This is a genomic window from Paenibacillus paridis (genome assembly GCF_006345825.1).
In the GTDB taxonomy this organism is placed as follows: Bacteria; Bacillota; Bacilli; order Paenibacillales; family Paenibacillaceae; genus Pristimantibacillus; species Pristimantibacillus paridis.
In genome coordinates this window covers 13478-39467 of record NZ_VCIX01000089.1, presented here as the reverse complement: position 1 = coordinate 39467, position 25990 = coordinate 13478, and the positions used below count along the sequence as shown (strand labels likewise).

The window sequence follows — 25990 nt, the reverse complement described above, 5'->3', positions numbered from 1 at the left end:
AACATGTATAGGTAAGAATCTGACTGCAAAGGCGAACACTTCGTTTCTCCAGAACGATCTGCTCGCTTCGCTTCCACATTCACAAAACAAAGATCTATGCTTACGAAGCAAGTTTGTTCCACCACCTTTAAGCTAGCTTTTAAAATATCAGTTCCACAAACTTTAAGACTATGCTTACGAAGCAAGTTTGTTTCACACGCATGAAGCTCTCGCTTAATGCGCCATATTCCACAAACTTTTAAGACTAAGCTTACGAAGCAAGTTTGTTTCACACGCATGAAGCTCTCGCTTAATGCGCCATATTCCACAAACTTTTAAGGAGTGATTTTTTGAAATTCAACAAAATGACGGTAATTGTAGCAGCGGTAATGGCTTTCGCCTTGATAGCGGGATGTTCTTCTTCCGGGGACAGCGGCAAGAAAAAAATAACGCTGGCTTATGTAGCTTGGGATTCTGAAATCGCGAGCACGAATGTGGTAAAAGAAGTACTTGAACAAAAGCTTGGTTATCAGGTGGAAATGATGCAGGTAGATGCGGGACCCATGTGGGCCGGTATCTCCGATGGCAGCGCGGATGCGATGGTCGCCGCTTGGCTTCCGACTACACATGCTTCCTATGTCACCAAATATAATGGAAAATACGATGATTTGGGTCCGAATCTCGAAGGTACCAAAATCGGCCTCGTCGTTCCCCAATATATGGACATCAATAGTATCGATGAGTTGAATGGTACTTTTGGCGATACGGTGGACCACACGATTATCGGGATTGAGCCCGGCGCAGGACTCATGATGTCTACCGAGAAGGTACTTGATGAATACAACTTACGCGATAAATGGACACTGCTTGAAAGCTCATCTGCAGCGATGACGCAAGAACTGCAAAAAGCTTACGCCAACAAAGAGCCCATCGTAGTTACAGGCTGGACCCCACACTGGATGTTCGCCAAAATGGATCTGAAATATTTAGAAGACACGAAAAACGTATATGGCGGAGACGAACAAATTCATACGATTGCTCGCCAAGGCCTGAAGGATGACCAACCGGAAGCTTACGCTTTCCTAGATAAGTTTAACTGGACTCCTGATGACATGGCAGCCGTCATGATTAAAATCCAAGAAGGCGAAACGCCGGAAGCGGCAGCTAAAGCCTGGGTTGAGGCTAATGCCGATAAAGTAGATGCATGGGTTAAATCATAACAAAAACAAGAAAAAAGCAGAGCGATTCGTCGCCCTGCTTTTTTCTTTTGCTGCCATAGATCAAAGCGTACTAGTCTAAACAAAACGGCTGCAAGCCCAGCGGCAGCGGTGCCGGTCTCTCGCAAGTGCTCTTCATTACATAATGCGCGCCTTGCTCGGAAGCATCATGGAAGCCATGCATGGCTTCCAGCACATGGTAAGCCAGTTCACCGTTAGCCCGATGCTTGCGGCCGGTTTGAATCGCTTTCGCCATATCTGCAGCGCCGACGCCGCGAGCATTTTCCGTATAACCGTAAGCAAGCGGAATATCCGACCATTCGTTCGAGCCTGCTCGCCATAGCTTGATTTGTCCGCCGAATCCGTTAGGATCGGGAACGAGCAAGGTTCCCGCGCTGCCATATACCTCGATACGCGGCAGCATGGAGCCGCCCTTTACATCAAAACTCGTAAGCAGTGTCCCGATAGGGCCCGATGCAAAATCCATCACGCCTGCGATATGTGTAGGCACCTCAACATTTACCTTTTGGCCATATTTAGGCTTGCTGGTAATGGTTCTCTCCGGAAAGGAAATGCGTGCCGAGCCCGTTACGCGGGTGATCGGCCCAAGCAGCGCTACAAGAGCAGTTAAATAGTAGGGGCCCATATCGAACATTGGACCGCCGCCTGTCTGGTAATAAAACTCGGGTGCGGGATGCCATGATTCATGGCCGCCGCAAACCATAAATGCCGTTGCGCCAATTGGTGTACCGATCCAGCCATCCTCCACCAGTTTAATGCTGGTTTGGATTCCTCCCCCAAGGAAAGTATCCGGAGCGCTGCCTACATAGAGCCCCTTCTTCTCTGCAAGCTCCAACACCTGCTGCGCTTCTTCGCGGGTAACGGCGAATGGTTTCTCAACATATACATGCTTGCCTGCCTCTAACGCCCGCAAACATACCGAAGCATGCGCTTGGGGAATGGTCAGATTAATGATCATTTGAATCTCAGGATCCGCGAGCAATTCCTCGACCGAGCAGCCGCGCACGCCAAATTCCTCACCCTTTGCCTTCGCACGTTCAACATCCAAGTCCGCGCAGGCTACAACCTGAAGCGCGTCAAAGCGGTTCCCGTTCTCAAAGTAGATCCCGCTGATATTGCCAGTTCCAATAATACCTGCTTTAATCTTCTCCATTTTCGCCAGTCCCTCGTCCCATATCTTGAATTTTAAAATTTGATTATAGCTGGTTATCTGCCATTCCGCTGTATGCAGCCGATTTCACGCCAGCTTCGAGTGCTCTGGCCTTGCCTTCCGCACACCATAGGAAGCCGCGCCGCATCAGCTCCTTAACGGTCGGTATTTCAATGATGTTCGCTTGATGGCCAAGCGAGTTGTAATATACTCGTCCCACTCCCCAACGCTTCGTCCAAGCCACCGGCATATCAACCGCTTTATTCAGCGAGTGTGGCCCCTCCTTTAACGGGAACCTAGTCGTCGCAAGCACTTCCACAGCAGGGTCTACGTGTAAGTAGTATTGCTCGGAGCTCACGACAAAATCTTCAATTCCATCCGTAAGCGGGCTGGATGAATTGTTGATATTCACGGTATACTCAACGCCGTCATTGCCGGGATGCGCTACCCATTGGCCGCCCGTCATAAACTGCCAGTCAACGTTCTCCCGGAACGCATCACACATGCCGCCATGACAGCCAGCAAGGCCGACGCCGCTCTGTACCGCTGCCGAAACGTTATCTACCAACTTTTGCTCAATGCGCGCCATCGTCCACACCGGTACGATTAGATCAAGTCCAAGAAGCTTTTCCGCGTCTGCAAAAGCCTCCAGCGTATCGGATACCTCTACCTCAAAGTTTTCCGAAGCGAGCACCTCGCGAAATATTTCTGCTACTTCCTTCGGCTGATGGCCGTCCCAGCCACCCCATACGATTAATGCTTTTTTCACTAGATTGTCCCTGCCTCTCTACTACTCTATTTGTGCTTGTTCGTTTGTTTAGGCTAGCTCGCTAATGGAAACCCAGCGGCGTTCTGCAATCGAGCGGTCAACGGCTTCCAGCACCTCTTGGCATTTCACTCCGTCCACAAAGTTAGGCACCGGCTGGCGATCTTCTGCAAAAGCCTGCATCAGCTCATGCATCTCATGCGTGAACGTATGCTCATAGCCAATGGTATGGCCGGCAGGCCACCAAGCATCCATATAGGCATGCGAAGGATCAGTAGCCAGCACGCGCCGGAAGCCTTGAACATCCTCGGCATCATCCGTGAAATAGACCTGAAGCTCATTCATCCGTTCAAAATCGAACTTGATGCTCCCTTTACTGCCATTAATCTCAAAAGCGTTCGTACAACGGTGCCCTGCAGCAAACCGCGTGGCCTCAAAGCTGCCCAATGCGCCATTAGCGAAGCGTGTCATGAATACCGTAGCATCGTCGACGGTTACTTCCCCGCGCGGTCCATCCTCGCTTCCTTTGGCGCTAAGCCCTGTCATGGCCGAAGCGATCGGACGTTCCTTCACAAAGGTCTCGCTCATGCCGATAACCTCGTTGAATTCTCCCACTAGGTAACGGGCCATATCGATCAAATGAGCCCCTAAATCGCCATGCGAGCCCGAGCCTGCAATTTCCTTCTGAAGGCGCCATACGAGCGGGAAGCTTGGATCGATGATCCAATCCTGCAAAAACACCGCGCGGAAATGGTGGATTTCGCCGATCCGCCCGTCTGAAACAAGCTTTTTCGCGAGTTGGATCGCGGGTGCAAAACGATAGTTGAAGCCGACCATGTGCTTGACACCAGCCGACTCGGCCGCTTCTAGCATTTCACGAGAATCCGCAAGCGTGAGCGCCAACGGCTTTTCGCAGAAAATATGCTTGCCCGCAGCTGCAGCTGCAAGCGCAATCGCTTTATGCGCATCGCTTGGCGCATTGATATCGATTAAATCGATATCCTCGCGTTTCACAAGCTCTTTCCAATCGGTTTCCGAGCTTGCCCAGCCAAACTGAGCTCTCGCTTGCTCAAGTCCTTCAGGATCACGCCCGCAAATGGCCGTCATCTCCGGTTTAATGACCTCTGGAAAAAACATCGGAAGCGCGCGATAAGCGTTGCTATGTGCCTTGCCCATAAATTTATAACCGACCATACCTACACGTACTTTTTCCATATAAACCCGCCTCTCAATTAATGATGCTCAATTTTCCGATCTGATGTTTCCCTTTGAACCAAGCTCACGGGCAGCACCTCATGGCGCAGCTCGCTTGGAGCGCTGGCTTGCTCTGCATCAAGCAGCCTAGCGGCAGCCAGCTTGCCCATCTCATAAAAAGGAACCGCCACCGTTGAAAGCCTTGGGCTAATGATGCGCGAGCCGTCTGAATCGTCATAGCCAATTAACGCATAATGCTGGCTGGTTTCAAGGCCATGCTCCCGCAATCCCTGCATCAGTCCGATGGCCATCCGGTCGTTGGCAGCAAAAACAGCGTCAATGCTTCCTATCTGAATTTCCTTTGCAAGCCGTTCGGCAAGCTCGTAGCCGCTCTTTCGGCTGTAATTCCCGACATAGACATGCTTTGTCTCATACTTCATGCCTGCTTTCTCAAGTGCATTTCGGTAGCCTTCCAACCTGTCGGTACTGTTGGAATACTGGGCAGGTCCATTTACGAAAGCAATGCGGTGGCTGCCTTGTTCAATTAAATGCCTGACGGCCGCCTCGCTGCCGGCAACATGATCAGCATCGACGGATAGGAATTCCTCCTCTTCAAAACGCTGATTCACCAAACAGAAGGGAAAGCCGCCCTCTTTAAGCTCGACGAGAGCGCTTCGTTCCTCCAGCACATTTTGAGAGCCTAGCACGATGCAGGCATCAATCTTCTGCGTTCGAAACAGCTTGGAGTAATCCCTGGAACCGTCCGGCTCTCTGAAGATAAGCAGCAAATCGTAGCCGCATCGCTTCGCGGTTTCACCGATACCGCTTAGTATCTCTGAGAAATAGTAGGTCGAGAACAAATGAACCTTCGGCACAAAAGGCAAAATAACACCGATATTCCCACTTTTTCTCCGGGCAAACTGCTGGGCAAGCGCATTAGGCACGTACCCAAGCTCAGCAGCAGCCTGCAATACACGCGCACGTGTCTCCTCTTTCATGGGGCCGACTTTATTCAGCACCCGGGAAACGGTCGCCTCTGACACGCCGGCCAGCTTCGCTACTTCTTTCCTGCTAATGATCGTTGGCCTCCTGAATAAAGCTTATAAATTGCATACAACATAAAGAGTTGTGCTTGTACGGTCATCGGGTTGTTTTAACTCATGTACACGTAATGAAACAGTTTAATGTACACGCGTACATTATGGCATGAAAACGTTTTATCGTCAATCATCTTTTTTATATATTTTGTAAAAGAAGCATGATCTCCCTAAAAAAAACGACCCGTCCGCAAAATTGCTGGACAGATCGCCTCGTTTAGCATTTCGATATAAACGATGTTTTTTCTATTTCTTCGCAATTTCATTAATCCAATCGAATACGGCGGCCAAAGCGTTTGCTTCCTCGGTCATATTCATTCGGTCTATATACATTTTGCGATTATCGTACAAACGCTCCACGCTATCCGCCAAGGTAGTTGCAGTCAGCTTCTCCTCGTACAGCACATCGGCGTAACCTGATTTTTCGAAGGACTGGGCATTCAAAATTTGATCGCCGCGGCTCTGCTCCTTCGTTAAAGGAATGAGCAGCATCGGCTTCTTCAAGGAAAGGAATTCAAATATCGAATTGGAGCCTGCCCGTGAAATGACGAGATCCGTCATCGCCAGAACATCCGGAAGCTGCTCGTTTACATATTCAAACTGCTTATAGCCGGCGATCTCAAGCGTGGGATCAAGCTGGTTTTTGCCGCAGAGATGAACAATTTGAAATTGCTTGGTAAGCCTCGCCAGTGCCTGCCTTACCGTCTGATTAATCTTGCGTGCACCCAAGCTGCCGCCCATGATCAGAATGACTGGTTTGCTTCTAGTAAATCCGCAGAAAGCGCGTCCTTGGTCGGCATTTCCCTGTTTCACTTCCTCACGAATGACTGCTCCTACGTGACGGCTTTTCTCAGCCTTCAGCATGCCGCCAGTCTCCGGAAAGGTTGTGCACACGCCCGTTGCAAAAGGGATCGATATCCGATTGGCAAGCCCAGGCGTTAAATCCGACTCATGAATCAACAGTGGCACTCTATTCAGCCAAGCTCCGATTACCACCGGCACGGAAACGAAACCGCCCTTGGAGAAAATAACATTTGGCTTGTTCTTCTTAATGAGCCGGTATGCTTGATAGAGGCCTTTGACGACCTTGAACGGGTCTTTAATATTTTGAATATCCACGTATCTTCTTAGCTTGCCTGTGGCGATCGGGAAGTACTTGGCCTGCGGTATCGTTGCGACAAGCTCACGCTCAATGCCGCTTTCCGAGCCGATATATTGGACTGACCAGCCCTCCTCGAGAAATCGCGGGATCAAGGCCAGATTGACAGTAACGTGTCCGGCTGAGCCTCCCCCGGTGAACATGATTGTTTTCATGAATGACTAGCCACCTATCGTTTTTTATCCATTTATTATACGGGCAAACCTATATTTTAGCACTGAAATTCCTGCCCCTAAGCATAAAAGCATCCCCGGCCACAGGCGCTGCTGCGCCTTTGGCCGAGGATGCTATTTACCTGCGAATATCCTTGCCCTTAAGGCGCGGTTTCCAAAAACTTCGAAGTCGGGTTTTTGTCTATCGCCGTACGCATCGCATATTCGTTCTCGAACAAGACAACATAATTGCCTTTCTTGTCCTTGACGAGCGTCGTATTGATCCTGAATTTGCCTGGGTCAATATTTTCATCAACGATCCAGCGTGCGAATTGGAACTGCATGCGGTGCAGTTGGATATCTACCCCGTATTCCGCTTTCATCCGATGCTCGAATACTTCAAACTGCAAATGGCCAACAACGCCAAGAATCGTCTCGTCGAAGTTGCCTGTGGAATGGAACACCTGAATGGTGCCTTCCTCTGTCAACTGGTCGATGCCTTTTTGGTATTGCTTATGCTTCAACGCATTTTTGACCGTTACCTTTGCAAAAATCTCTGGCGAGAATGTCGGGAGCTCGTCAAAGACAACCTCTCCGCCTTGCGACAACGAATCGCCAATTCGGAAAATACCCGGATCGAACAACCCGATAATATCACCTGGATATGCGGTGTCAACGATATCGCGGTCCTGCGCCAAAAATTGCTGCGGCTGCGCCAGCTTAATATCCTTGCCGTTGCGAACGTGGCGAACGCTCATGCCCCTCTCGAATTTGCCAGAGCAGATGCGGAGGAAAGCAATTCGGTCACGATGTGCCGGGTTCATGTTTGCTTGAATTTTAAAGACATAACCGGTAAACTTCTCATTCGTTGGCTCAACCTGGCCTGTCGTGCTATTGCGCGGAGTCGGTTTTGGAGCAAGCTGCAAGAAGTTTTCCAGGAACGTTTGCACGCCGAAATTGTTAACCGCGCTTCCGAAGAATAACGGCGTCAGCTCTCCTGCCTGCACCTTGTCAAAATCGAATTGATCGCCGGCAACGTCGAGCAGCTCTAGGTCGCCAATCAATTGATCCGTCAAATAATCGCCAGCCATCTCACGAATAATCGGGTCATTATAATCGCTGACAGGCTTAACCTCGATGGTCGAATGGTCATTGCCTTGGAATAGCTCGACCTGTGTTTTCATCCGGTCATAGACGCCGCAAAGCTCGCGTCCCATGCCGATCGGCCAGTTCATCGGAACAGCACGGATACCAAGTACCCGCTCCAGCTCCTCCATTAATTCAAATGGGCTTTGGCCTTCACGGTCCAGCTTGTTAATAAAAGTAAAGATAGGAATACCGCGCTTGCGGCAGACCTGGAACAGCTTGATCGTTTGCGCCTCTACGCCTTTGGCAACGTCAATAAGCATGACGGCGCTGTCCGCTGCTGTAAGGGTACGATAAGTGTCCTCACTGAAATCTTGGTGACCAGGCGTATCGAGAATGTTGACGCGGTGGCCCAGGTAATCGAACTGCATAACGCTGGACGTTACCGAGATTCCCCGCTGCTTCTCAATTTCCATCCAGTCGGATGTGGCATGGCGGCTCGCTTTGCGTGCCTTGACTGACCCTGCAAGCCGAATGGCTCCTCCGAATAGGAGGAGCTTTTCAGTGAGGGTGGTTTTCCCTGCATCAGGGTGAGAGATAATCGCGAATGTCCGGCGCTTATCGACTTCCTGTTTAATTTCTTCACTTAACGATTTGCTCATGCTTGCCTTCCCTTCATTACGTAAGGTATAGGGCAGCGATTATTTCCCGCTGTTCGACACCCAAATGACGTTATCTTCCTCTTGCCCGTTGACTGGCCACCAATGGAAGCCATCCTCTTTAAGCAGCTCGTTCGCTGCTGCTGGACCCCATGATCCGGCAGGGTACAGCTTCAAATCATCTTTATCTTCGCGCCAAGCCTGCGCGATTCGATCCACAAACGCCCATGCTTGGGAAACCTCATCCCAGCGCGTGAAGTATGTGGAATCGCCGCGTGCCGCATCGTGGATAAGACGCTCGTACGCTTCCGGCGTGTTCAAGCCGACTTGGCAGCTTTGGCAAAACTCCATCGCTACTGGCTGAACCGAATTGTTCTCGCCTGGCGTTTTTGCGTTGACTTTAATATATATGCCCTCAAGCGGGTTTACGCGAATAACTAGCAGGTTCGGAGCCAAATCATGGCGCTGCGCAAACAATACGTTTTGCGGCATCGATTTGAACTCGATAACGATTTCGGTCGTTTTCACGGGCAGACGTTTGCCTGTTCTGATGTAGAAAGGAACGCCAGCCCAGCGGAAGTTATCTACAAACACCTTCGCTGCAAAATAAGTTTCCGTCGTGGAATCCTCGCTAACCGAATCCTCTTGGCGGTAGCCGGTAAGCTCTTTGCCGTGATGGCTGCCTTCGCTGTATTGACCGCGGACAACATTATCTCTGACCACTTCACTTGATGAGTAGTTTCGAAGGGAACGAAGCACCTTTACCTTCTCATCGCGGATATCTTCCCCGTGCAAACGGCTTGGCGGTTCCATAGCGATCATCGTCAGCATCTGCAGCATATGGTTTTGACCCATGTCACGCAATGCGCCTGACTTGTCGTAATAACCGCCACGATCCTCTACGCCAACCGTTTCCGACAGCGTGATTTGTACGTTTGCGATATGGTTATTATTCCACAATGGCTCAAAAAATGCATTGGCAAAACGGATGACTTGAATGTTTTGAACCATTTCTTTACCAAGATAATGATCAATCCGGTAAATTTCTTCTTCCTTGAACACCTGGTTGATTTGCTCATTCAGCTTCTGCGCAGACGGCAGATCATAACCAAATGGCTTCTCAATCACTACGCGGTGCCAGCCTGTGGACTCCAGCAAGCCGCCATCGCGCAAATTGAAGGAGACCGGTCCAAACAAGGATGGAGCAAGAGCCAAGTAGAACAAGCGGTTACCCGGAATGTTAAATTTCTCATCCAGTTGTTCTGACAATTTGCCAAGCTCGCGGAACCCTTCGACGTCATTGATATCTAGGGACATGTAAACGAAATGCTCTGCAAAACGATTCCAAAGCTCGGCATCGTCTGCTTTGTAACGACAAAATTCTACGATCGATTCATAAAGATCCGAACGGAATTGCTCATTGGTCCGAGGACGCCTCGCAAGACCAACAACAGCAAAATTTTCCGATAGCTTGCCTTCTTTATATAAACTGAACAGGGCTGGGAACAGCTTGCGCCGAGCCAAATCGCCCGTTGCTCCGAACAGATAATAAACTGCGCCTTCTGCGGAGACGGAATCAAGATTAGTCGTATATGTCATTTGCCTCATTCTTTCCCTATGTATTTTCATGCAACTTTACATGTTATGTAGTTTAGCATATTCGCCTATAATTCGCTATTCAACAGGCATAAAAAATACTGATAAGTTACGTTACTTATTCTAATCAGCAAGCACTAAGCTTATCGGCTTATGGCGAATCAGTTGTGGAAACGCTATATTCACCTGAAATTAACGGTATTCCGATCGTTAAAGCTGTCTTGTTGGTTTCTGTATTTTTATGCACGGCTACTTGATAGTTCGCGGATTTCCCGTTTTTGACGGCAATTGCAGAGTTAAGCATCCTTGTGTAAAAGCTCTCACTCACGGTCCCTCCGTCCTCATAACGGTCAACCATGCTTGCGTTCGCAAGTTTGGACATGCGTGAGGCAACCTGTTTCTGTTCCGTAAAGCCCTGTACTTTCATGCTGCTCGTAAACGAAGGCGACAGCTGAGCAAGCTGTTCTGAAATAGCCGAGGATGCTTGCAAAAGCATGCTTTTCGTCAATGGAGAGGAATGGTTTGTCTCTAGCAATACCATAAGCTGCTCCTTTTGATCACCGGCTTGAATCAGGCTAATCGAAACCTGCCCCCCGTAAGCAGGGACGAGGCCGGAGACGGTTTTCCCTTCATTTTGCTCAAGCTTAGCCAGAACCATTCCTTTCTCATCCGTAAACATGTTCTTTACAAGCTCCTTCATTGCACCCTCCTTGCCTGTCACATTCCATCTAATCGTCCAATCTGCGCTCTCCGAACCGCTTCTCAGTTGTTCGTCGCTCCAAACCCACAGCAATTGCAAATCATGCTGCAGCCGCTTCACTGCCGTGGCCGTGGAAATCTCCTTTGCATGATTCGATTGCTGCCCCAATGCCCAGCCTGCGCTCAGCAAAATAACAAGCATCGCCAGAATAACGCCAATCCTCGTTTGTTTGGCACGCTGCTTCGCTGAGAGCCTGCGCCTGACTGGCTTCGTATCTTTTGGAATATACATGTTTTTCGCTCCTGTCCGCTCAGAATGGGTATACATCCATACACGTTAGCCTGTGGGTGAATACACTGGTTGCAGGAATGATTAATTTCAGGAGGTGTCATCCTCGTATGGAACAGATTTATCCATTACATGAGGAAGTAGTTAAGCGTTATTGCGGGTATCCGGTAGGCGTGATTATGAACGACGGTACGCGTCATGTCGGCATACTTAGCGCCTGCGGAAACGGCAAGGTGATGCTGAATGCGGGACCCGGCGAAGCCGAAGCGATGTTAAATCAAATCCAGCCCGCGCAGAAAGCCGTTTCAAAAAAGAAAAAAGGCGGTAAAGGTAAACAAGAGGCACCGCATAAATCCAGCAAATCGCAAGCTCAGACACAAGCTTATCCTTATGATCCTTATTATTACGGACAACAATATTATAATCCCTGGGGCGGCGCCCTTACTCTTGACTTTGCGCTAATTGCTTTTCTGTTTTTGCTATTGTAGCGACCGAAGCGGCGTGCTATCCGTAGCGGCGCCGCAAGTTTTTTTCAGAGGGGCGACAGGTTTCGCCAGCCTTTTTGAATGGACTATAGTATGCTGACGCTGCATCTGACAATGGATAACGAGAGGAGTTTGCTTATGAGCACAAATCTACGATCAATCCGAGGGATTGAACGGACCCATGCCTATGTCCCTGTACAAGCTGTCAGTCCTTACACTTCTTATCCTTACCGTGACGGTGAGGTTCAGCAGGTGTTTGAAGATGAAACCGAATGGAGCCGGATCTACCAGCAAGCTGCCAATAGCGCAGCCGCGTGGATCAGCTCTTCCAAGCAAGCACAATCCGAGCTCGAGCAATTAACCTGGAAGCTAGGCAGAGAGCTTCATGAGGGCAAACCGATCACGGACAGCTTAAACCGTTTTACGACGCTGCTTAACAAACAAGAAACGATCTATAAGCAACATGCCGATGATCTAAAGCCCGAGCTTTGGGAGAGCGTTGAGCTCGCCTTACGGCATCCTGCCGCTCAAGAACTTGGACTGCGCCGAAGCACAAGCGACGGAACTTGGGTCATGGACTCCAAGCATGTCATCGCCAGAGAGGATGGCACGCCGTCAAATCAGCTATCCCCAGCCGCATCCGATCGAATGAAAAGACTTCTCCTTGGTGCGGACGGCCTGCTCAATGACTTAAAATATGCGCTCGCTTACGGAGATGAGCAAAGCACCTTCGATCTCCTCCAGCCGCAGCTTACATCCACGCTTCCCTATGCGGCTTACTTCGGCTCCATGCAAACCTACTCACCAATCCCTTATATCGGCTTGGTACTAAATCGCTATCTCTAAGGGTGTTGGTGATGCATTACAGCTATCTGAGTGACAGTTGAAGATGCTTGTATGCATAACTGTTTGAGCGGCTGCTTAACTTGCTGAGGACATTACTGTTCGAGTGGTTACTTACCTTGCGGAATACAAATCAGTTTGAGTAGCTAATTACTTTGTTGAGAACATTACTGTTAGCTCCACTACCTACGTTACTTATCTTGCTGAATAATAACTGTTCTGCCGGCTAATTAGGTGGGGTTTGGAAGCCTATCGTTGCTCTTCAAGCTTTTCGGCCAGAATGCTTGTCTTCCTAGAATTATCTAAACAAGTCAACCAATTAAGCTTAATTTCACCTTCGGTCTGCCTACCTTTGTGCATGGCTTCTTACCATTTGCTCATGGCTTTTTCCATTTGTTTTAGATGGAATTTCTCCCACTATTTTAGAGGATTTCAGCACTTTTTAACATTTAGATGGATTTTATCCTTCTAATTCCAAGTGATTAGCCTGAAATCATTGAAAACCGTTAAATTAGCGGGACAAATTCCATCTATTTTATAATTTAATCAAATGAGGCTATTTTAACGGGAGAAATTCCATCTAGTTGAGTTAGAAACATTACGGTAACGTCGCTAAGCGAGGATATCATTCTTTTCATTCTTTTCATTCTTTTCATTCTTTTGGACCACAGTTGCAGCCGGATTCTTAGATTTAGTTAAACATAATAAGGTGAGAACTCGATTACATAGGCGAACATTACGTTACGAAATACCCGTCTCCCTGTTGCCAATCCACTCACATCTTTAAACTCCATAAAATTAACCTTCAAACACTCAAGTCATTCATCCAACATGCCTCTAGAAAAGAATAAAGCGAAGCTATTTTGTTATCGTTCTGAGCAAGTTGTATGTTTTATCTATATCCTTATATTCGTTCCCGCCCTCAGATTTTCCTCCATTTAAATTCATATTTTCCTTTTAATGTTTCGAACTGGCTGTTCAATCAATAAGCAGATGTTCACATGGGGATTAGAAACATCCAAAGAACAAGAATAACATCTATCGGCTTTCCCGAATGATCCGTCTCCCCCTAGAACCAAACGGATTAAAAGCGGGTTCATCTCAATCTCCTATGTATACCATCATGGTCAAGGAATGAGGATAACATCTATCAGCTCTCCCGCTTCGGCTCCCCTAGAGCCAGATGGAATGACGGCAAGCCCTTCGGCATCCGCGATGGAGGCCATCATGCTTGATTTGGAGAAGGCGAGCGGATCGGCGAGCAAGCGCCCTTCCGGGTCATAAAGCAGTTTTGTACGTACGTAACGTGTATGAGGGCTGGGTTTCTCGACGCTGGTAAGCAGCTCAGCCTTTACGGTTCGCGGAAGCGCCTGCTCAGCTCCCTGCAAGCGAAGCAGTACAGGGCGAACAAATAATTCAAAACCGACGAAACATGCTCCTGGATTGCCTGACAAGGCAATTAAGAGCTTACCGTCTATGAGCGCAGCTGAAGTTGGGCTGCCTGGTCTCATTGCCACGCGGTCGAATAATAGTTGGTCAGACGAGCATTCGTGCTTAACCGAGCGGAACAGTTCTGACATCACATCAAAGTCGCCAACTGAAACGCCCCCAGTTGTCACAATCAAATCGGCTTCAATTGCAGCTCTCGTAATGGCTTCTCTTACAGCATCTAGCCTATCCGGCAGCGAACCGCACATGATCGGCACGGCGCCGCTTTGCTCCGCCATGGCCGCGATCATGCCGCTGTTGCTGTCGCGGATCTGCCCCGCCGCCAGCGCCGCCTCCACCGGCAGCAATTCGCTGCCGGTCGCAAACACCGCTATGCGCGGCCGCTTGCAAACCGGCACCTCGGCATAGCCGAAGGTGCCTAGCAGCGCAACATGGCCCGGCCGAACAAGCGTGCCGGGCCCCGCAAGCGCGCTCCCAAGGCGAAATTCCTCGCCTTGGGGCGCTATGTGCTGGCCTGCGGCAGCGGCGCGCTTAATCAGCACCGCAGCCGAGCCGCAGGCCAGCATCGCTTCCGCGGTCTGCTCCAGCATGACGACCGCGTCAGCCCCCACAGGCACAGCCGCGCCGGTCATGATGCGCACGGCCGTGCCCTGCTCGACAGCCGCACGGGCGAGCCCGCCCGCCGCGACTGTGTCAACCACGCGCAGCACCGCCGGCTGCTCCGGCGTCGCGTCCGCGATATCTGCCGCGCGCACGGCATAGCCGTCGAGCCCTGAGCGCGCGAATGGCGGCCAGTCGCTTGTCGCAGCGATCTGCTGCGCAAGCCTTCGGCCGCCACTCTCAAGCAGCGGCACGTGCTCGCTGCCGAGGCACAGCCCGTCCGCAGCAGCCAGCACCCTCTGCTGCGCTTCTGCGACTTTCACCGCCACACGATTAAACCGTGAGGCACTCTCGCCGCTACCTACTCCTCCGTTGCTCTCCTCATCTGTCTTCCTGTCAATACTCTCAGCTTTCCCGCTCCCTGATCTCCCCTTATCGCCCCCGTAATCAACACTTCCCGCTAGATCTTTTTCATACGCTATACCCGTTTCACTCTCACATACCTTCCTATCCGTGCTTCCCTTCGCCTCTCTTATATCCGCTCTATCCGCTCTACCCGTTCCACCGCCGCCTAGCGTCTCCATTCCTATCCCCCGTCCCTGTGCTGCTCGTTCGATTTTTAAACAGCTTATTCAGCATTCATTTTACAATGTATGTTAAACTTATGGCAATTAAGGACGCTCATAAAGGAGAACGCCATGCAGCCGCCATCAGCACGCCATCAGCTTGTTATCCAAGTCGTTGGATACAAAAATACCGGCAAAACCACATTGGTTTGCCGGCTGACCGAACGCTTTAAACAAGCGGGTTATATTGTAGGAACCATTAAGCGCGACGCGCATGATTTTCAAATCGACAAGCCCGGAAGTGATACCTGGCAGCACCAAGCAGCCGGGGCAGATTTGACCGCCATCACCTCTTCCAAGCGGACAGCGCTCCTTAAAGCTCACCCGGAAACGCTTGAGCAGCTCATCGCTCAAATGGATGAAGCCGATGTCATTCTTATTGAGGGCTTTAAAACAGCCGACTATCCAAAAATACTAATCCTTCGGACGGAAGCGGATAATGAACTATTCGACCAATTAACGAATACTGCCGCCATCGCTTACTGGCCAGAGGCCAAAATCAGCGAAATTTCCCACAACGGTATTCCAGCCATACCCGTTGATCAAACGGATCAGTTGCTGCAACTCATCATGCATGATAAAACAAATAGATAATGAATTAAACAAAAGCCTCGTTAATCAGCAATTCCTTGCTTATGTGCATAAATAGCAGCTTGAGTACGGTCATCGACATCCAGCTTGTTGAAAATATTCGTAATATGAAACTTGACTGTTTTCACACCGATAAACAGCTGATCGGCAATTTCCTGGTTAGACATGCCCTGCGCTACACGCTTAAGGACATCCATTTCGCGTTCCGTCAGGTCATCATGCAGCGGAGCCTGCTCCTGCTGCTTGGGCTGGCGGAAGCGATTCATCATTTTCGCAGCCACCTGGGACTCCAGTACCGATTGCCCGCGGGCTGCTGCGCGAATCGCATCGGCGATCTCCGTTGCTCTTGACGTTTTCAGCAAATAGCTGAACGCTCCCGCTTCAATGACCGGATACAGCTTGCTGTCGTCGAGGTAGCTTGTTAAGACGATAACCTTGCATTCGGGATATAATTCAAGCAGCTTCGCAGTCGTTTCCACCCCGTCCATGCCGTCCATCACCAGATCCATGAGAACAACGTCCGGTCTATACGCCTGTGCCAATCGAATGCCGTCCATGCCATTGCTCGCTTCTCCGACAACTTCAATCCCATCCTCGGTATCCAGCACTGCCGCAAGTCCGATCCGCACCATTTCATGATCATCGACTAGTAATACCTTTATCGGCTGACTCAATTGCTCCATTGCCTCCACACCTTGCACCGCCTTTATATGATCTTACGATTTTCCAGCCTTTCTCTATCCATTGCTTTTGCTTGGTTTAAACTTCAATAGGAACCCAAATTAATATTGCGGTACCTTCTCCTGGCTTGGAAATCATCTGCAGTGAACCGCCAATTTCGATGACGCGTTCCTCCATCGTGAGCAGCCCATAGGACGTTTGCTTCTTCGCTTCGAGATCAAAGCCGACACCACTATCCTTCAAGCTCATATGCACTTGCTTCTCTGTACGAATAAGCTTGATTTCCATTCTGTCCGCTTTAGAATGCCTGAGCGTATTGGATAGGGCTTCCTGCGCGATCCGAAACAAATGATCCTCGGCATTAGGAGCCAGCACAATCGTTTCATCCACTTCCAAGGTTATGACCATCGGTACCTTCTGCTTCAGCTCATCCACTAGAACAGTAAGCGCCTGCCCCAAGTTTTTGCCGTCCAAGTGGACGGGCCGAAGGTGAAGCAGCAATGCTCGCATCTCGGATTGAGCTACGGCAGCCATTTCTTCTATAAGCTGTACTTGTCGTTTGGCCCGCTCCCAGTCGCGCTCAATGGTCCGGCTGACCGCGGTAGCTGTCATCGAGATGGCAAATAGCTGCTGACTCACCGCATCATGCAGCTCACGCGCAAGCCGCTGGCGCTCTTCGATAACTGCCGTAAATTTCACCTTTTCAGTCCAGCTCGGATCAACCTGCTCCTGCTCCGAGATTTCGTTATCCGTCTTGTCGCCATTGCTAAGCGTCACCGTGAACCTCCGCTTCTTCTGCTGCTCGGTCAATCGCTTAAGCGATTCCTTTAGCCGGGAGTTTTGCAAATAACCGTTTAATGCCGCTGCCGCCAAACCTGCTCCAACGATTGCAAGACCAACAACCGCCCATTTCCCTTGCAAGGTAAATAGCTCTACATAGCCGATCCCTTGCAATACAATGACGACCAAGCTGATGATAATGAGCAGCCACAATATCGTTTCTGTAATATTGCGTCTGCGGGCCGCATGACTCGGTTGATCGTTCTTATTGCTTTGCTCCATACGGCTCACTTCCTTTTATGTACTATTTTAACCCTTATTGCCTATCCCTGTCATGTCCCCAACAAATGAAAGAGCAGACCGCTAAGCGGTCCGCCGATTCCATTGCCTTATCCTATTCTTCTGATTGCTCTTTAGCTAAGGATGGGGATGGGGCAAGTTTGTTTTTCAAAGCTTGAAGCTGCTCATCAACCTTAAGCTGTTTCTCTGCTTCGGCAGCGTTGAACGTGTTCGATGATCCGCTGTATGAATACGGAGTGCGAAGAACATCCGCTTCTGCTTCCAACTGCATGATTTTCTCTTCCATCCGGTAGAAGCCGCGTGATGCAGAGCCGCTGTCAATCGTGTGGTTAGAAGATAATTGAGCCATTTGTTTTTGGGCTTTGGCTACCTGTGCACGGGAAGCGAGCTCGTTGCGCTTATTGCGCAATTGGTAGAACTCATCCTTCATCGTGTGCAATTGCTGCAGCAGCTCCTCCGCTTGCACTTTGGACTGTGCATGCAGATCTGTGTATTCCGTTACCTTTTGGTCAAAATACAGCTTCTCTTCAAGCAGCTTGCGTGCATGCTCTTCTTGGCCTGCTCTAAGGGCTGCCTCCGCTTTCGATTCACGGTCTGCCGTACTGCGAACCGTTTCTTCCAGGCGCTGCTTCATGCGGCGCTCGTTAGCCATTTGCTTAGCTACCGTTACCTCAGCTTGATGAATCTCAGATTCCATATCGCGCAAATATTGGTTCAGCATAATAATCGGATCTTCGATTTTGTCCAATGCCTCATTTACCGATGCCTTTGTCATATCCTTCATGCGTTTAAAAATTCCCATATTAAAAATCTCCCTTCTCGTATTTAGCAATTTTGGCTTTCAATTCTTCGATTTCACGACGCAGTGCTTTTTTCTCCAAATCATCCATCATGCTGTCAAACTGAGTTGACGCTGCTGGCTGCTGCGGAGCCGCTCCGGTCGAATTCCATGAACCTGGAGGCTGTGGCGGGTTTTTGTAAGGACCGCCGAATTGCGATTGCGCTTGTTGACCGTAGCCGGGATTGTATCCTCCACCGCCATAGCCGCCGTTGCCGTAGCCGTTTGGACCAAAGTTGGAGTAGACTGGCGGTTCCTTAGGAACAACGAGTCCTGCAATGATATAGATAAGAATAACGGCGCCGCTGGTAAAGATCGTTACAACAATAAGTAAGATCCGCAGCAGGGTCGCATCTACGTTTAACATTTCCGCTAGACCGCCGCATAGGCCGAATAGCTTCTTGTCGCGAGAGGAACGGTATAGTTTTCTCAAGACGACCAGCCTTCTTTCTCAAGCTTTCGCTTTAATTGCTCAAGCTCTCGTTCTATAACGGATTGCACGGTGTTACCCGCTTCCGTTACGAATTCTTGCCCCATTCTGCGAATGTCGCGCAAGCTCTTTGCTTCGTGCTCCATTCCGCTAATGCGATCCTCAAGTCTTCTAAATGCTGTACCCGATTGAATGCCGTTATCTCCAAAACCGCTGTTGTAGCGGCTGTTCATGCGCTGCTGAAGCCTTAAGGATTCCATCCGCGCTGCATAATATTCACGCTTGTCGTATACGGATTGATATTCGCTGCGCATCTCGCGTAGTTGCTCTTCTAGATCAAGCGTATTTTGGCGGCTTTGCTCAAATAGGTCACGATACTGCCTCGAGCGCTCCTCGCAGCCTGCTTTCTCATGCAATGCGATTCTCGCCAGCTGCTCCTCGCCTGCTTTCAGTGCCGTCAGCGCTTGATTCTCGCGCTTTTCCTTTTGCTCCTCAGCCTGCAGCCACTGTGCTTTCAGATGATTGCTATGCCCTGCATATTGCTGGTACAGCTTCTCTGCCTGAATAATATCTTCTCTTGTGGACCAAAGGAACTGATCAATCATGCGAACCGGGTCCTCTGATTTCTCAAGCCGTTCATTTAATGTAGCGACTGTAATGTCGCGTACTCGCTTCATAATGCTCATTGCGTGTCCTCCTTAACGTTTTGCGGTGCAAAACCAATCTTCGACTCGTTCTTCTATTCTCACTCGCAGCAATTAGTAAACTCTGCGTTTATCCTTTTTAAAGAGGCTCACGCCAGCAACGATCAACCCAATGGCTAGAAGCAATACGAGTATGCCACCTAGCTTGCCGAGAAGCATCAATCCGCCAACTGCGGCCAGAATGCCGCCGATCCATTTCTTGTTGTTCATCCAACCGACAACTCCAAAGCCGATTAGTATGAACGGGAGCAAAAATCCTAATATAGCACCGAAATGAACACCTACAAAATTAAGTACCGCGATCCCGCCAACGATGACGAGCAATACGCCAAGAGCGCTTTTTCCATTCATCTCCAAGTTCAACTCCTTTCACTGATTAGAATTTATTCATTTTGTTTGTTGCCTTGTTTGTGTTGCTCTTGCTTATGTACTTAGTTTAGATCAATTTTCGCCTTTATAAAACGGACTTTCGGCGGTTTTCGCACTGGACTTAAGTCGAGTCGACTGCCCGCCTCTAGGGGCAAAGTGGGCAGTTATCCATATTTTACAGCTTAAACTGCTAATATCCATGTGTTACGTTAGTAGCAGTCCAGGAGGTGTATACGCTGCCAATGAAAAACTTATCCCTAAAAAAACTGCTCGTCACATGCGTATTATCAACAACACTGCTTAGTACGGCCCTTGCGCCTTTTCCAATAGAAGGACATGCCTATGCGGCATCCTCATCGGTTGAGAAAATGATTGCAACAGGAATGAAGTACTTAGGAACGCCTTATGAATTCGGATCGAATCGCAGCACAACGAAAACATTTGATTGTTCAGATTTTACAAAGCACATATTTAACGCCGTCGGCGTGACGCTTCCACCGACAGCCGCGACACAAGCCGCTTACATCAAGCAGCATTCAGCAGTAAAGACAAGCTGGAGCAGTCTGAAACGCGGCGACCTCATGTTCTTTATGTCGTACCATGGCTCCGAAGCATCCGGCTACGCCAAACTTACGAAAACCAAGCAGGTAATTACACATGTTGGCGTTTATTTAGGCAATGGCAAAATGTTAAACACCTATTCCAAGGAAAGCGGCGGGGTTCGGGTAGACAGCATTGACAACAAACACTGGGAATACCGTTTTGTTTTTGGCGGTAGTGCACTTTAGCAAGCTGCATATAACTAAAGAGCCGGCTAGGCGTATATCCGCTTGGCCGGCTCTTGTTATACTTATATCCATGGAAGCTAGAAGATCGTTCAATCCCCTTATTTATTGGAAAGAAATTGGTCGAACTGAGCTTGCTTCTCCTTAATGATCTTCTCAATGCCTGCCGCTTTCAAGCTTTCAACATATTCCGGCAAAACCTTATCGACATCGACAGAGCCGGTTTCCAGCGCGGTTTGATACTGACGGTCCACATTCACTACCGCTGCTACCTCCGCACGAACCGCGTCGCCATTGAATACAAAGCCTAGGCCTGGCGAGAGCTTGGCATTTTGATTAAACTCTCTGAAGTTTTCCCATTTCTGTGGATTTTCGCTTTCCCATATATAATTCAAAAACTGATTGCCAAACATCCAGTTGGCGGCAGGATTATAATTTTTCGTGTATTCCGTAGGCCTGATCACATTCTCACTAATCTTCACGAAATGCTTTCCTTCAATGCCGTAGTTAAGAAGATTGTTTAAATAGGAATCGGTATGCAGCAAATTAATGAACATCATAGCCCGCACTGAATCCTGAGAGGTCGTGGAAATCGCGAGCATCGAGCCTGCCGTCTCCGAGGTTGCTATCGTCTTCTCGTTCAAAGGAAGCTGGGCAAGCTTGCCGATCAGTCCGGTCTGGATCGCAAGCTCCTCATCCTTGCCCGGCTTCAACGATCCGGTAATCGAAAAAACATCGCCAGAGCTCAAAGCATCGATGTTCATCGTCTGATTGGTTGCGGCGTCCTTATTAATATAACCTTTCTGAAAAAAACGGCGGGTGGTATGCAAGGTATTCACATAGCGCTCCACCTCATAAGCGGGCTTTACGGTTGTGCTGTCTCCGTCTTTCAGAATGATGCCAGGGATCGACGTGTCCCCGAGCGCATCGAAATTTCCGACATAATGCGTATTAAAGGTTTCACCAAGCTTCATATAAATCGGGGTCATGCCCGGTTTTTTGAGCAGAATCGTCTCGTAAACAGCATCCAAATCCTCAATTGTCTTCACAGCAGACATATCGATGCCAAGCTCTTTGGCGACGTCTGAACGGTAGATGATTCCTCCTTGAGAGGCTAGCTCCTTATTGGTTGGGATCGCATAGTTTTTTCCGTTAATCTTTGCGCCTGCCAGAAATACGGGATCAAGCGATTGCAATATTCCTTGCCCATATTGCTCAAGAAGCCCATCCAGCTCAAGAAACGCCCCCTTGGCCACATTCACCGCATGCTTATTCCACTGTGCAGTGAATAAAATGTCGACCTTTTCCCGCGAAGCGACCATTAGATTGATCTTATCGTCCCAAGGTCCCCAATCGATCGGCATGAGATCGATTTTCGCATTTATTTTGTCAATCAGATAAGCGTTCATCGCTTCTTCTATTTCCTGCTCATCGCGCTGCGGCGATCCGGTATAGACAAACCGCAAGGTGTAGGGCTCCAATTTCTTGCTGCTATTCTTCCCGTCATTTGAAGCGCTTACAGGATTATTGCTATTTCCTGCATTCACATGGCTTGTTTGCGGGCTATTCGTGCCAATCTGATCAGAGCAAGCGCTTATTAATATTAAGCCGGCTAAAAGGAGCAAGCTTGCGCAAATCAAACGGCTGGTCGAACGAATCATAGTCGAATGGCCCCCTAGCTTGGGATCGGATTTGTATTTGTTAGCTTAATTGTAAAGAATACACAAAAAAATGCAAGCAAGAAAAACCCGCTCCTCTCGCGAGGCGCGGGTTTTCATTATTTTTTTTCGGACTATTTGCTGGCAAGGAAGGCGTCGAATTGTTTTTGCTTCTCCGCTACGACCTTATCCACGCCTGCATCCTTCAGCTTCTTCTCGTACTCTGCCAATGTTTTATCCACGTCAACCGAGCCCGTTTCCAATGCTCTTTGATATTGACGGATCACGTTTGCAAGCGCTCCTACCTCTGCTTTTACCGGCTCGCTGTCAAAGACGAAACCAAGTCCAGGCGATACTTTGCCGTTTTGGTTGAATTCTTTGAATTTAGCCCATTTGTCCGGATCTTCTGTATCCCATACATAGTTCAGGAATTGATTGCCGAACATCCATGCAGAGCCTGGATTATAATTGGCCGTATTGCCTGTTGCGGTAATAATTTCTCCATTGCGGGTATAGTGGTCGCCCTCGATACCGAAATTAAGCAAATTGTTAATTTCCTTATCCGTGTGCAGCAAATTAATTAGCATCATAGCGCGGGCAGGGTCCTTCGAAGTAAAGGAAATGCCGAGCATGGAGCCAGCGGTTTCGGATGTGGCAACTGTTTTCTCGTTCATCATAATTTGTGCAAGCTTGCCTGTAAGCCCGGAAGCGCTCGCAATCTCAGCATCCTTGCCTGGTTTAATAGGCTCCAGCGTCGAGAATACGGTGCCTGCTTTCCATGCATCTGCCGAAGCGACCTGCGTCGTTGCAGCATCCGCGTTAATATAGCCTTTTTTGAAATAATCGCGTGTAATGTTCAGTAATTCCTTGTAACGGTCGATTTGCTCCATCGGCACTACTTTCGTATCATCCTTATCCTTCAGAATCGCGCCTGGGATGGTCGAATCGCCCAAGAAATCGTAATTGGCGAAGAAATGGGAGTTAAACGCTCCAGCAGTTGTATAAAGTGGAGTCAGATCAGGCCTTTTTTCCTTCACAACTGCGTAGACCGCATCCAGATCCTGAGGCGTCTTCACATTGGTCATGTCAATGCCAAGCTCATCGGTAACGTCTTTGCGGTATACGATACCGCCTGCTGCCGCAAGCTCCTTATTTGTTGGAATCCCATAGTTTTTATTATTGATTTTCGAGCCATCGATGAAAGCTGGATCCAATGATTCAGTGATGCCTTTGCCATACTGCTCAAGAAGATCGCCTAGCTCAAGGAACGCTCCTTTAGCCACATATTTCGCATGCCCGTTCCACTGTGCAGTAAACACGATGTCTACTTCTTCCTGCGAAGCGACCATTAGGTTGATTTTGTCATCCCATGCGCCCCAATCGATCGGTCTAAGATCAATCGTTGCATTGATCTTTTCTGTAAGCAGCTTGTTCAAAGCCTCTTCGATCTTTTTCTCATCCGCCTGTGGCGTACCAGGATAAACGAGGGAGATTTGGTAAGGCTTTAAATCCGAAGCAGGAGGATCTTCTTCCGTAGCGACTGGTTTGTCGGTAGCGGCGGCTGGTGCTTTCGTTGGCTCCGTGTTGTTCTTGCCGTTGTTGCCTGAGCATCCAGATACAATTAGAACGATGGTCATCATCATGAGAAGAAGCATAGATGTCTTTTGTTTAACTTGCTTCATAGCGGGTGGACCTCCCTTAAAAATTAGGTTTTATATGCTAAACCGGAATATCCGGCATCAGCCAAATGGATTTTCAGAGAGCGATTGCTCAGCCCTTCACGGCACCGACAGTAAGCCCTTTGACAAAGTACTTCTGAAAGAATGGATAAGCGAAGATAATTGGGCCAATACCGACAACCACCATCGCCATGCGAACCGTTTCGCTAGGGAACCTAAACGTTCCGCCCGCTGCCGTAATGGCTGCTGCCGCCGTGCTGTTGTTGGCCAGAAACTGAATGTTCAGCATCGTCTTATACATCAAGTACTGAACGGTAATATTGCCATCCTTCGTAATGAACACGAGGCTGAGAAACCAGTCATTCCAATACGTCAGCGTCTGGAAGAGAGCGACCGTCGCCAATACAGGAAGCGAGAGAGGCAATACGATTTTCAGAAAAATCGTAAGTTCGCCCGCCCCGTCGATCTTCGCGGATTCGAGAATTGCAGCCGGAATGGTCGTCTGAAAGAACGTACGGATTATGAGGACGAAGAAGGCTGCTACCAGCAGCGGCATAATAAGTGCCATTAGCGTATCCTTCAGATCCAGCGTCTGTGCGTAGACCAGATACCAAGGCACAAGGCCGCCGGAGAACAGCATCGTGAAGAAAACGAAAAAGGTAAAAAACTTGGCATGCGGGAAATCTGTTCTCGATATCGGATAAGCATACAATGCCATGATGACAAGACTCAGCACGGTACCCACGATCGTCACAAAGATTGAAATGCTGTAGGAACGAAGAATTTGAGTAGCATCCTTAAACAGAAATTGATAAGCGCCCAAATCAAATTTTGACGGGATAAATTGATAGCCGTTGCGAACGACCGCCGACTCATCCGTTATCGATACCATAACGATCAGCAGCAGCGGAATTATGCACAATAAAGAATAAATAATGAAAAATACATTGATGCCTAGAGAAGCCGGAACGGACAATTGGTTTTTAGGATTAGACCCGGACGACTGTGTAGCCTCGGCTGCTTCCATAGGTTCACCTCCAACAGTTTTTCAAAATAATAACGGTTTACATTGCAACTCCTAAAATAGGGCGTTCTCCTTGTTGATGCGGCGCACCACCCAGTTGGACAGAAACACAAGCGTAAAGCCGACGACTGATTGCAGCAATCCTGCGGCAGACGATAGTCCGATGTCTCCAACAGTCAGGAAAGTCCGATAGACATACGTATCGATAACATTCGTTACCGGGAACAATACGCCCGATTCTCTCGGCACCTGGAAGAATAGGCCAAAATCCGCATTGAATATTTTACCGATTTGCAGCAGCGTCATAATTGTGATTACGGGCATAATCAGCGGTACCGTGATGCTTGTCATCTGTTTCCACTTGCTTGCTCCATCAATGGTGGCTGCCTCGTAATACTCGTCATCTATGCCGATGATGGCTGCCATATAAATGACCGTAAAGTACCCCATGCTCTTCCAGGTATTCACGATAGGCAGAATATAAGGCCATACCTCCTGGGTAAAATACCATTGAACCTTCTCTAGCCCCAGCGAAGGGAGCAGCGAGCTGTTCAAGTAACCATGCTCATCGCTCAGAAAACCAAACACGAGATAACTGATGACGACCATAGACAAGAAATAGGGCAGAAACATGATCGTTTGATGCAGCTTTGCAAGGAACCGGCTTCTGATTTCGTTCAGCATGATGGCAAACGCGATCGGAAACACGAGATTGAGCACGATAAACCCTGAATTGTACAACAGTGTGTTTCGCGTAATAATCCATGCATCCGAGGTTTTGAACAAATATTCAAAATTGCGGAGCCCGCTCCATGGACTGCCTAAGATGCCGTCTGCATAGTTGATATTTTTGAAAGCAATAATAATTCCAAACATCGGAATGTAATTGTTCAATACCAGCAGCACGATCGCCGGCAGCATCATCACGTAGAACATCCAATACTTTCGGAAAATACGAAGGTGAGACATTTTTTTCACAGAGCTTCTTGGAATATAAGCGGCGGCTGCCGCTTCTGGCGCTTGTTTCGCCATCGCTTTCCCCCTCCTCTTTCTTGTTCCCATTTGTTTTGCTTCTTGTATTTAT

General features: G+C 48.9%; 24 protein-coding genes. 5 read left to right on the top strand and 19 right to left on the bottom strand.

Annotated features, from left to right (window positions below):
* Window positions 1-329: 329 nt before the first annotated feature.
* Complete coding sequence (locus tag FJQ58_RS18670; RefSeq protein WP_338016152.1) at window positions 330-1199, top strand: glycine betaine ABC transporter substrate-binding protein; 870 nt, start codon at window positions 330-332, stop codon at window positions 1197-1199.
* Between the two features lie 70 nt (window positions 1200-1269).
* Here FJQ58_RS18670 and FJQ58_RS18665 read toward each other — a convergent pair whose 3' ends face one another.
* The 8 genes from FJQ58_RS18665 to FJQ58_RS18630 form a co-directional block, all read right to left on the bottom strand.
* A complete protein-coding gene (locus FJQ58_RS18665) occupies window positions 1270-2370 on the bottom strand; it encodes a Gfo/Idh/MocA family protein (RefSeq protein WP_139996143.1) in 1101 nt (366 codons plus the stop codon).
* 43 nt (window positions 2371-2413) lie between these two features.
* The gene (locus FJQ58_RS18660; RefSeq protein ID WP_139996141.1) at window positions 2414-3136 is read right to left on the bottom strand and encodes a ThuA domain-containing protein; all 723 of its coding nucleotides are present in this window, start codon (window positions 3134-3136) and stop codon (window positions 2414-2416) included.
* Window positions 3137-3184: 48 nt separating this feature from the next.
* On the bottom strand, window positions 3185-4348 hold the full coding sequence (locus FJQ58_RS18655; protein WP_139996139.1) for a Gfo/Idh/MocA family protein: 1164 nt from the start codon (window positions 4346-4348) through the stop codon (window positions 3185-3187).
* A gap of 17 nt (window positions 4349-4365) precedes the next feature.
* Window positions 4366-5406 carry a LacI family DNA-binding transcriptional regulator gene (locus tag FJQ58_RS18650; RefSeq protein ID WP_139996137.1) on the bottom strand — a complete coding sequence of 347 codons (1041 nt, stop codon included), beginning with the start codon at window positions 5404-5406 and terminating at the stop codon, window positions 4366-4368.
* Between the two features lie 264 nt (window positions 5407-5670).
* The gene (locus FJQ58_RS18645; RefSeq protein ID WP_139996135.1) at window positions 5671-6738 is read right to left on the bottom strand and encodes an undecaprenyldiphospho-muramoylpentapeptide beta-N-acetylglucosaminyltransferase; all 1068 of its coding nucleotides are present in this window, start codon (window positions 6736-6738) and stop codon (window positions 5671-5673) included.
* Window positions 6739-6896: 158 nt separating this feature from the next.
* Entirely contained in the window at window positions 6897-8483 is a 1587-nt protein-coding gene (locus FJQ58_RS18640) for a peptide chain release factor 3 (protein ID WP_139996133.1), read from the bottom strand.
* Window positions 8484-8522: 39 nt separating this feature from the next.
* Window positions 8523-10079 (bottom strand): glucose-6-phosphate dehydrogenase, encoded by a 1557-nt coding sequence (gene zwf, locus FJQ58_RS18635; protein WP_139996131.1) that lies wholly within the window; start codon window positions 10077-10079, stop codon window positions 8523-8525.
* 148 nt (window positions 10080-10227) lie between these two features.
* On the bottom strand, window positions 10228-11067 hold the full coding sequence (locus tag FJQ58_RS18630; protein WP_162341576.1) for a YwmB family TATA-box binding protein: 840 nt from the start codon (window positions 11065-11067) through the stop codon (window positions 10228-10230).
* Between the two features lie 107 nt (window positions 11068-11174).
* Between FJQ58_RS18630 and FJQ58_RS18625 the strand changes: the two genes are divergently transcribed.
* Window positions 11175-11552 carry a hypothetical protein gene (locus FJQ58_RS18625; protein WP_139996127.1) on the top strand — a complete coding sequence of 126 codons (378 nt, stop codon included), beginning with the start codon at window positions 11175-11177 and terminating at the stop codon, window positions 11550-11552.
* Between the two features lie 135 nt (window positions 11553-11687).
* A complete protein-coding gene (locus FJQ58_RS18620; RefSeq protein WP_139996125.1) occupies window positions 11688-12395 on the top strand; it encodes a hypothetical protein in 708 nt (235 codons plus the stop codon).
* A 1124-nt stretch (window positions 12396-13519) separates the two neighbouring features.
* Here the strand turns inward: FJQ58_RS18620 and FJQ58_RS18615 are convergent.
* Window positions 13520-15025 carry a molybdopterin molybdotransferase MoeA gene (locus tag FJQ58_RS18615; RefSeq protein ID WP_139996123.1) on the bottom strand — a complete coding sequence of 502 codons (1506 nt, stop codon included), beginning with the start codon at window positions 15023-15025 and terminating at the stop codon, window positions 13520-13522.
* A gap of 114 nt (window positions 15026-15139) precedes the next feature.
* Here FJQ58_RS18615 and mobB point away from each other — a divergent pair, with 114 nt between their 5' ends.
* Complete coding sequence (mobB, locus tag FJQ58_RS18610; RefSeq protein WP_139996121.1) at window positions 15140-15661, top strand: molybdopterin-guanine dinucleotide biosynthesis protein B; 522 nt, start codon at window positions 15140-15142, stop codon at window positions 15659-15661.
* A 20-nt stretch (window positions 15662-15681) separates the two neighbouring features.
* On the opposite strand, the gene FJQ58_RS18605 is transcribed toward mobB, so the two are convergent.
* The 6 genes from FJQ58_RS18605 to FJQ58_RS18580 form a co-directional block, all read right to left on the bottom strand.
* Window positions 15682-16341 carry a response regulator transcription factor gene (locus FJQ58_RS18605; RefSeq protein WP_139996119.1) on the bottom strand — a complete coding sequence of 220 codons (660 nt, stop codon included), beginning with the start codon at window positions 16339-16341 and terminating at the stop codon, window positions 15682-15684.
* 76 nt (window positions 16342-16417) lie between these two features.
* Entirely contained in the window at window positions 16418-17401 is a 984-nt protein-coding gene (locus FJQ58_RS18600; RefSeq protein WP_139996117.1) for a sensor histidine kinase, read from the bottom strand.
* Window positions 17402-17513: 112 nt separating this feature from the next.
* A complete protein-coding gene (locus tag FJQ58_RS18595) occupies window positions 17514-18221 on the bottom strand; it encodes a PspA/IM30 family protein (protein WP_139996115.1) in 708 nt (235 codons plus the stop codon).
* Between the two features lies 1 nt (window position 18222).
* Window positions 18223-18690: a PspC domain-containing protein gene (locus FJQ58_RS18590; RefSeq protein ID WP_139996113.1), complete on the bottom strand. Its 468-nt coding sequence runs from the start codon at window positions 18688-18690 to the stop codon at window positions 18223-18225.
* Entirely contained in the window at window positions 18687-19373 is a 687-nt protein-coding gene (locus FJQ58_RS18585) for a PspA/IM30 family protein (protein ID WP_139996111.1), read from the bottom strand. The genes FJQ58_RS18590 and FJQ58_RS18585 overlap by 4 nt, the downstream gene beginning before the upstream one ends.
* Window positions 19374-19445: 72 nt before the next feature.
* Window positions 19446-19742, bottom strand: coding sequence for a LiaF transmembrane domain-containing protein (locus tag FJQ58_RS18580; RefSeq protein WP_139996109.1), 297 nt, complete (start codon window positions 19740-19742; stop codon window positions 19446-19448).
* A 260-nt stretch (window positions 19743-20002) separates the two neighbouring features.
* Here FJQ58_RS18580 and FJQ58_RS18575 point away from each other — a divergent pair, with 260 nt between their 5' ends.
* Complete coding sequence (locus FJQ58_RS18575) at window positions 20003-20548, top strand: C40 family peptidase (RefSeq protein WP_139996108.1); 546 nt, start codon at window positions 20003-20005, stop codon at window positions 20546-20548.
* 98 nt (window positions 20549-20646) lie between these two features.
* Here FJQ58_RS18575 and FJQ58_RS18570 read toward each other — a convergent pair whose 3' ends face one another.
* The 4 genes from FJQ58_RS18570 to FJQ58_RS18555 all read right to left on the bottom strand — a co-directional run bounded on the left by FJQ58_RS18570 (window position 20647) and on the right by FJQ58_RS18555 (window position 25938).
* The gene (locus FJQ58_RS18570) at window positions 20647-22206 is read right to left on the bottom strand and encodes an ABC transporter substrate-binding protein (protein ID WP_139996106.1); all 1560 of its coding nucleotides are present in this window, start codon (window positions 22204-22206) and stop codon (window positions 20647-20649) included.
* Between the two features lie 131 nt (window positions 22207-22337).
* Window positions 22338-23885, bottom strand: coding sequence for an ABC transporter substrate-binding protein (locus FJQ58_RS18565; protein WP_139996104.1), 1548 nt, complete (start codon window positions 23883-23885; stop codon window positions 22338-22340).
* 88 nt (window positions 23886-23973) lie between these two features.
* Window positions 23974-24909, bottom strand: coding sequence for a carbohydrate ABC transporter permease (locus FJQ58_RS18560; RefSeq protein WP_139996102.1), 936 nt, complete (start codon window positions 24907-24909; stop codon window positions 23974-23976).
* A gap of 51 nt (window positions 24910-24960) precedes the next feature.
* Window positions 24961-25938: an ABC transporter permease gene (locus tag FJQ58_RS18555; RefSeq protein WP_139996100.1), complete on the bottom strand. Its 978-nt coding sequence runs from the start codon at window positions 25936-25938 to the stop codon at window positions 24961-24963.
* Between the last annotated feature and the right edge of the window lie 52 nt (window positions 25939-25990).

Bases quoted from the DNA above. Each gene is read 5' to 3' on its own strand.
- FJQ58_RS18575 (WP_139996108.1), top strand. From the start codon at position 20,003: ATGAAAAACTTATCCCTAAAAAAACTGCTCGTCACATGCGTATTATCA.
- FJQ58_RS18665 (WP_139996143.1), bottom strand. From the start codon at position 2,370: ATGGAGAAGATTAAAGCAGGTATTATTGGAACTGGCAATATCAGCGGG.
- FJQ58_RS18605 (WP_139996119.1), bottom strand. From the start codon at position 16,341: ATGGAGCAATTGAGTCAGCCGATAAAGGTATTACTAGTCGATGATCAT.
- FJQ58_RS18580 (WP_139996109.1), bottom strand. From the start codon at position 19,742: ATGAATGGAAAAAGCGCTCTTGGCGTATTGCTCGTCATCGTTGGCGGG.
- FJQ58_RS18640 (WP_139996133.1), bottom strand. From the start codon at position 8,483: ATGAGCAAATCGTTAAGTGAAGAAATTAAACAGGAAGTCGATAAGCGC.
- FJQ58_RS18645 (WP_139996135.1), bottom strand. From the start codon at position 6,738: ATGAAAACAATCATGTTCACCGGGGGAGGCTCAGCCGGACACGTTACT.
- FJQ58_RS18625 (WP_139996127.1), top strand. From the start codon at position 11,175: ATGGAACAGATTTATCCATTACATGAGGAAGTAGTTAAGCGTTATTGC.
- FJQ58_RS18630 (WP_162341576.1), bottom strand. From the start codon at position 11,067: ATGTATATTCCAAAAGATACGAAGCCAGTCAGGCGCAGGCTCTCAGCG.
- FJQ58_RS18555 (WP_139996100.1), bottom strand. From the start codon at position 25,938: ATGGCGAAACAAGCGCCAGAAGCGGCAGCCGCCGCTTATATTCCAAGA.
- FJQ58_RS18585 (WP_139996111.1), bottom strand. From the start codon at position 19,373: ATGAGCATTATGAAGCGAGTACGCGACATTACAGTCGCTACATTAAAT.
- FJQ58_RS18600 (WP_139996117.1), bottom strand. From the start codon at position 17,401: ATGGAGCAAAGCAATAAGAACGATCAACCGAGTCATGCGGCCCGCAGA.
- FJQ58_RS18560 (WP_139996102.1), bottom strand. From the start codon at position 24,909: ATGGAAGCAGCCGAGGCTACACAGTCGTCCGGGTCTAATCCTAAAAAC.
- FJQ58_RS18565 (WP_139996104.1), bottom strand. From the start codon at position 23,885: ATGAAGCAAGTTAAACAAAAGACATCTATGCTTCTTCTCATGATGATG.
- FJQ58_RS18655 (WP_139996139.1), bottom strand. From the start codon at position 4,348: ATGGAAAAAGTACGTGTAGGTATGGTCGGTTATAAATTTATGGGCAAG.
- zwf (WP_139996131.1), bottom strand. From the start codon at position 10,079: ATGACATATACGACTAATCTTGATTCCGTCTCCGCAGAAGGCGCAGTT.
- FJQ58_RS18595 (WP_139996115.1), bottom strand. From the start codon at position 18,221: ATGGGAATTTTTAAACGCATGAAGGATATGACAAAGGCATCGGTAAAT.
- FJQ58_RS18620 (WP_139996125.1), top strand. From the start codon at position 11,688: ATGAGCACAAATCTACGATCAATCCGAGGGATTGAACGGACCCATGCC.
- FJQ58_RS18570 (WP_139996106.1), bottom strand. From the start codon at position 22,206: ATGATTCGTTCGACCAGCCGTTTGATTTGCGCAAGCTTGCTCCTTTTA.
- FJQ58_RS18615 (WP_139996123.1), bottom strand. From the start codon at position 15,025: ATGGAGACGCTAGGCGGCGGTGGAACGGGTAGAGCGGATAGAGCGGAT.
- mobB (WP_139996121.1), top strand. From the start codon at position 15,140: ATGCAGCCGCCATCAGCACGCCATCAGCTTGTTATCCAAGTCGTTGGA.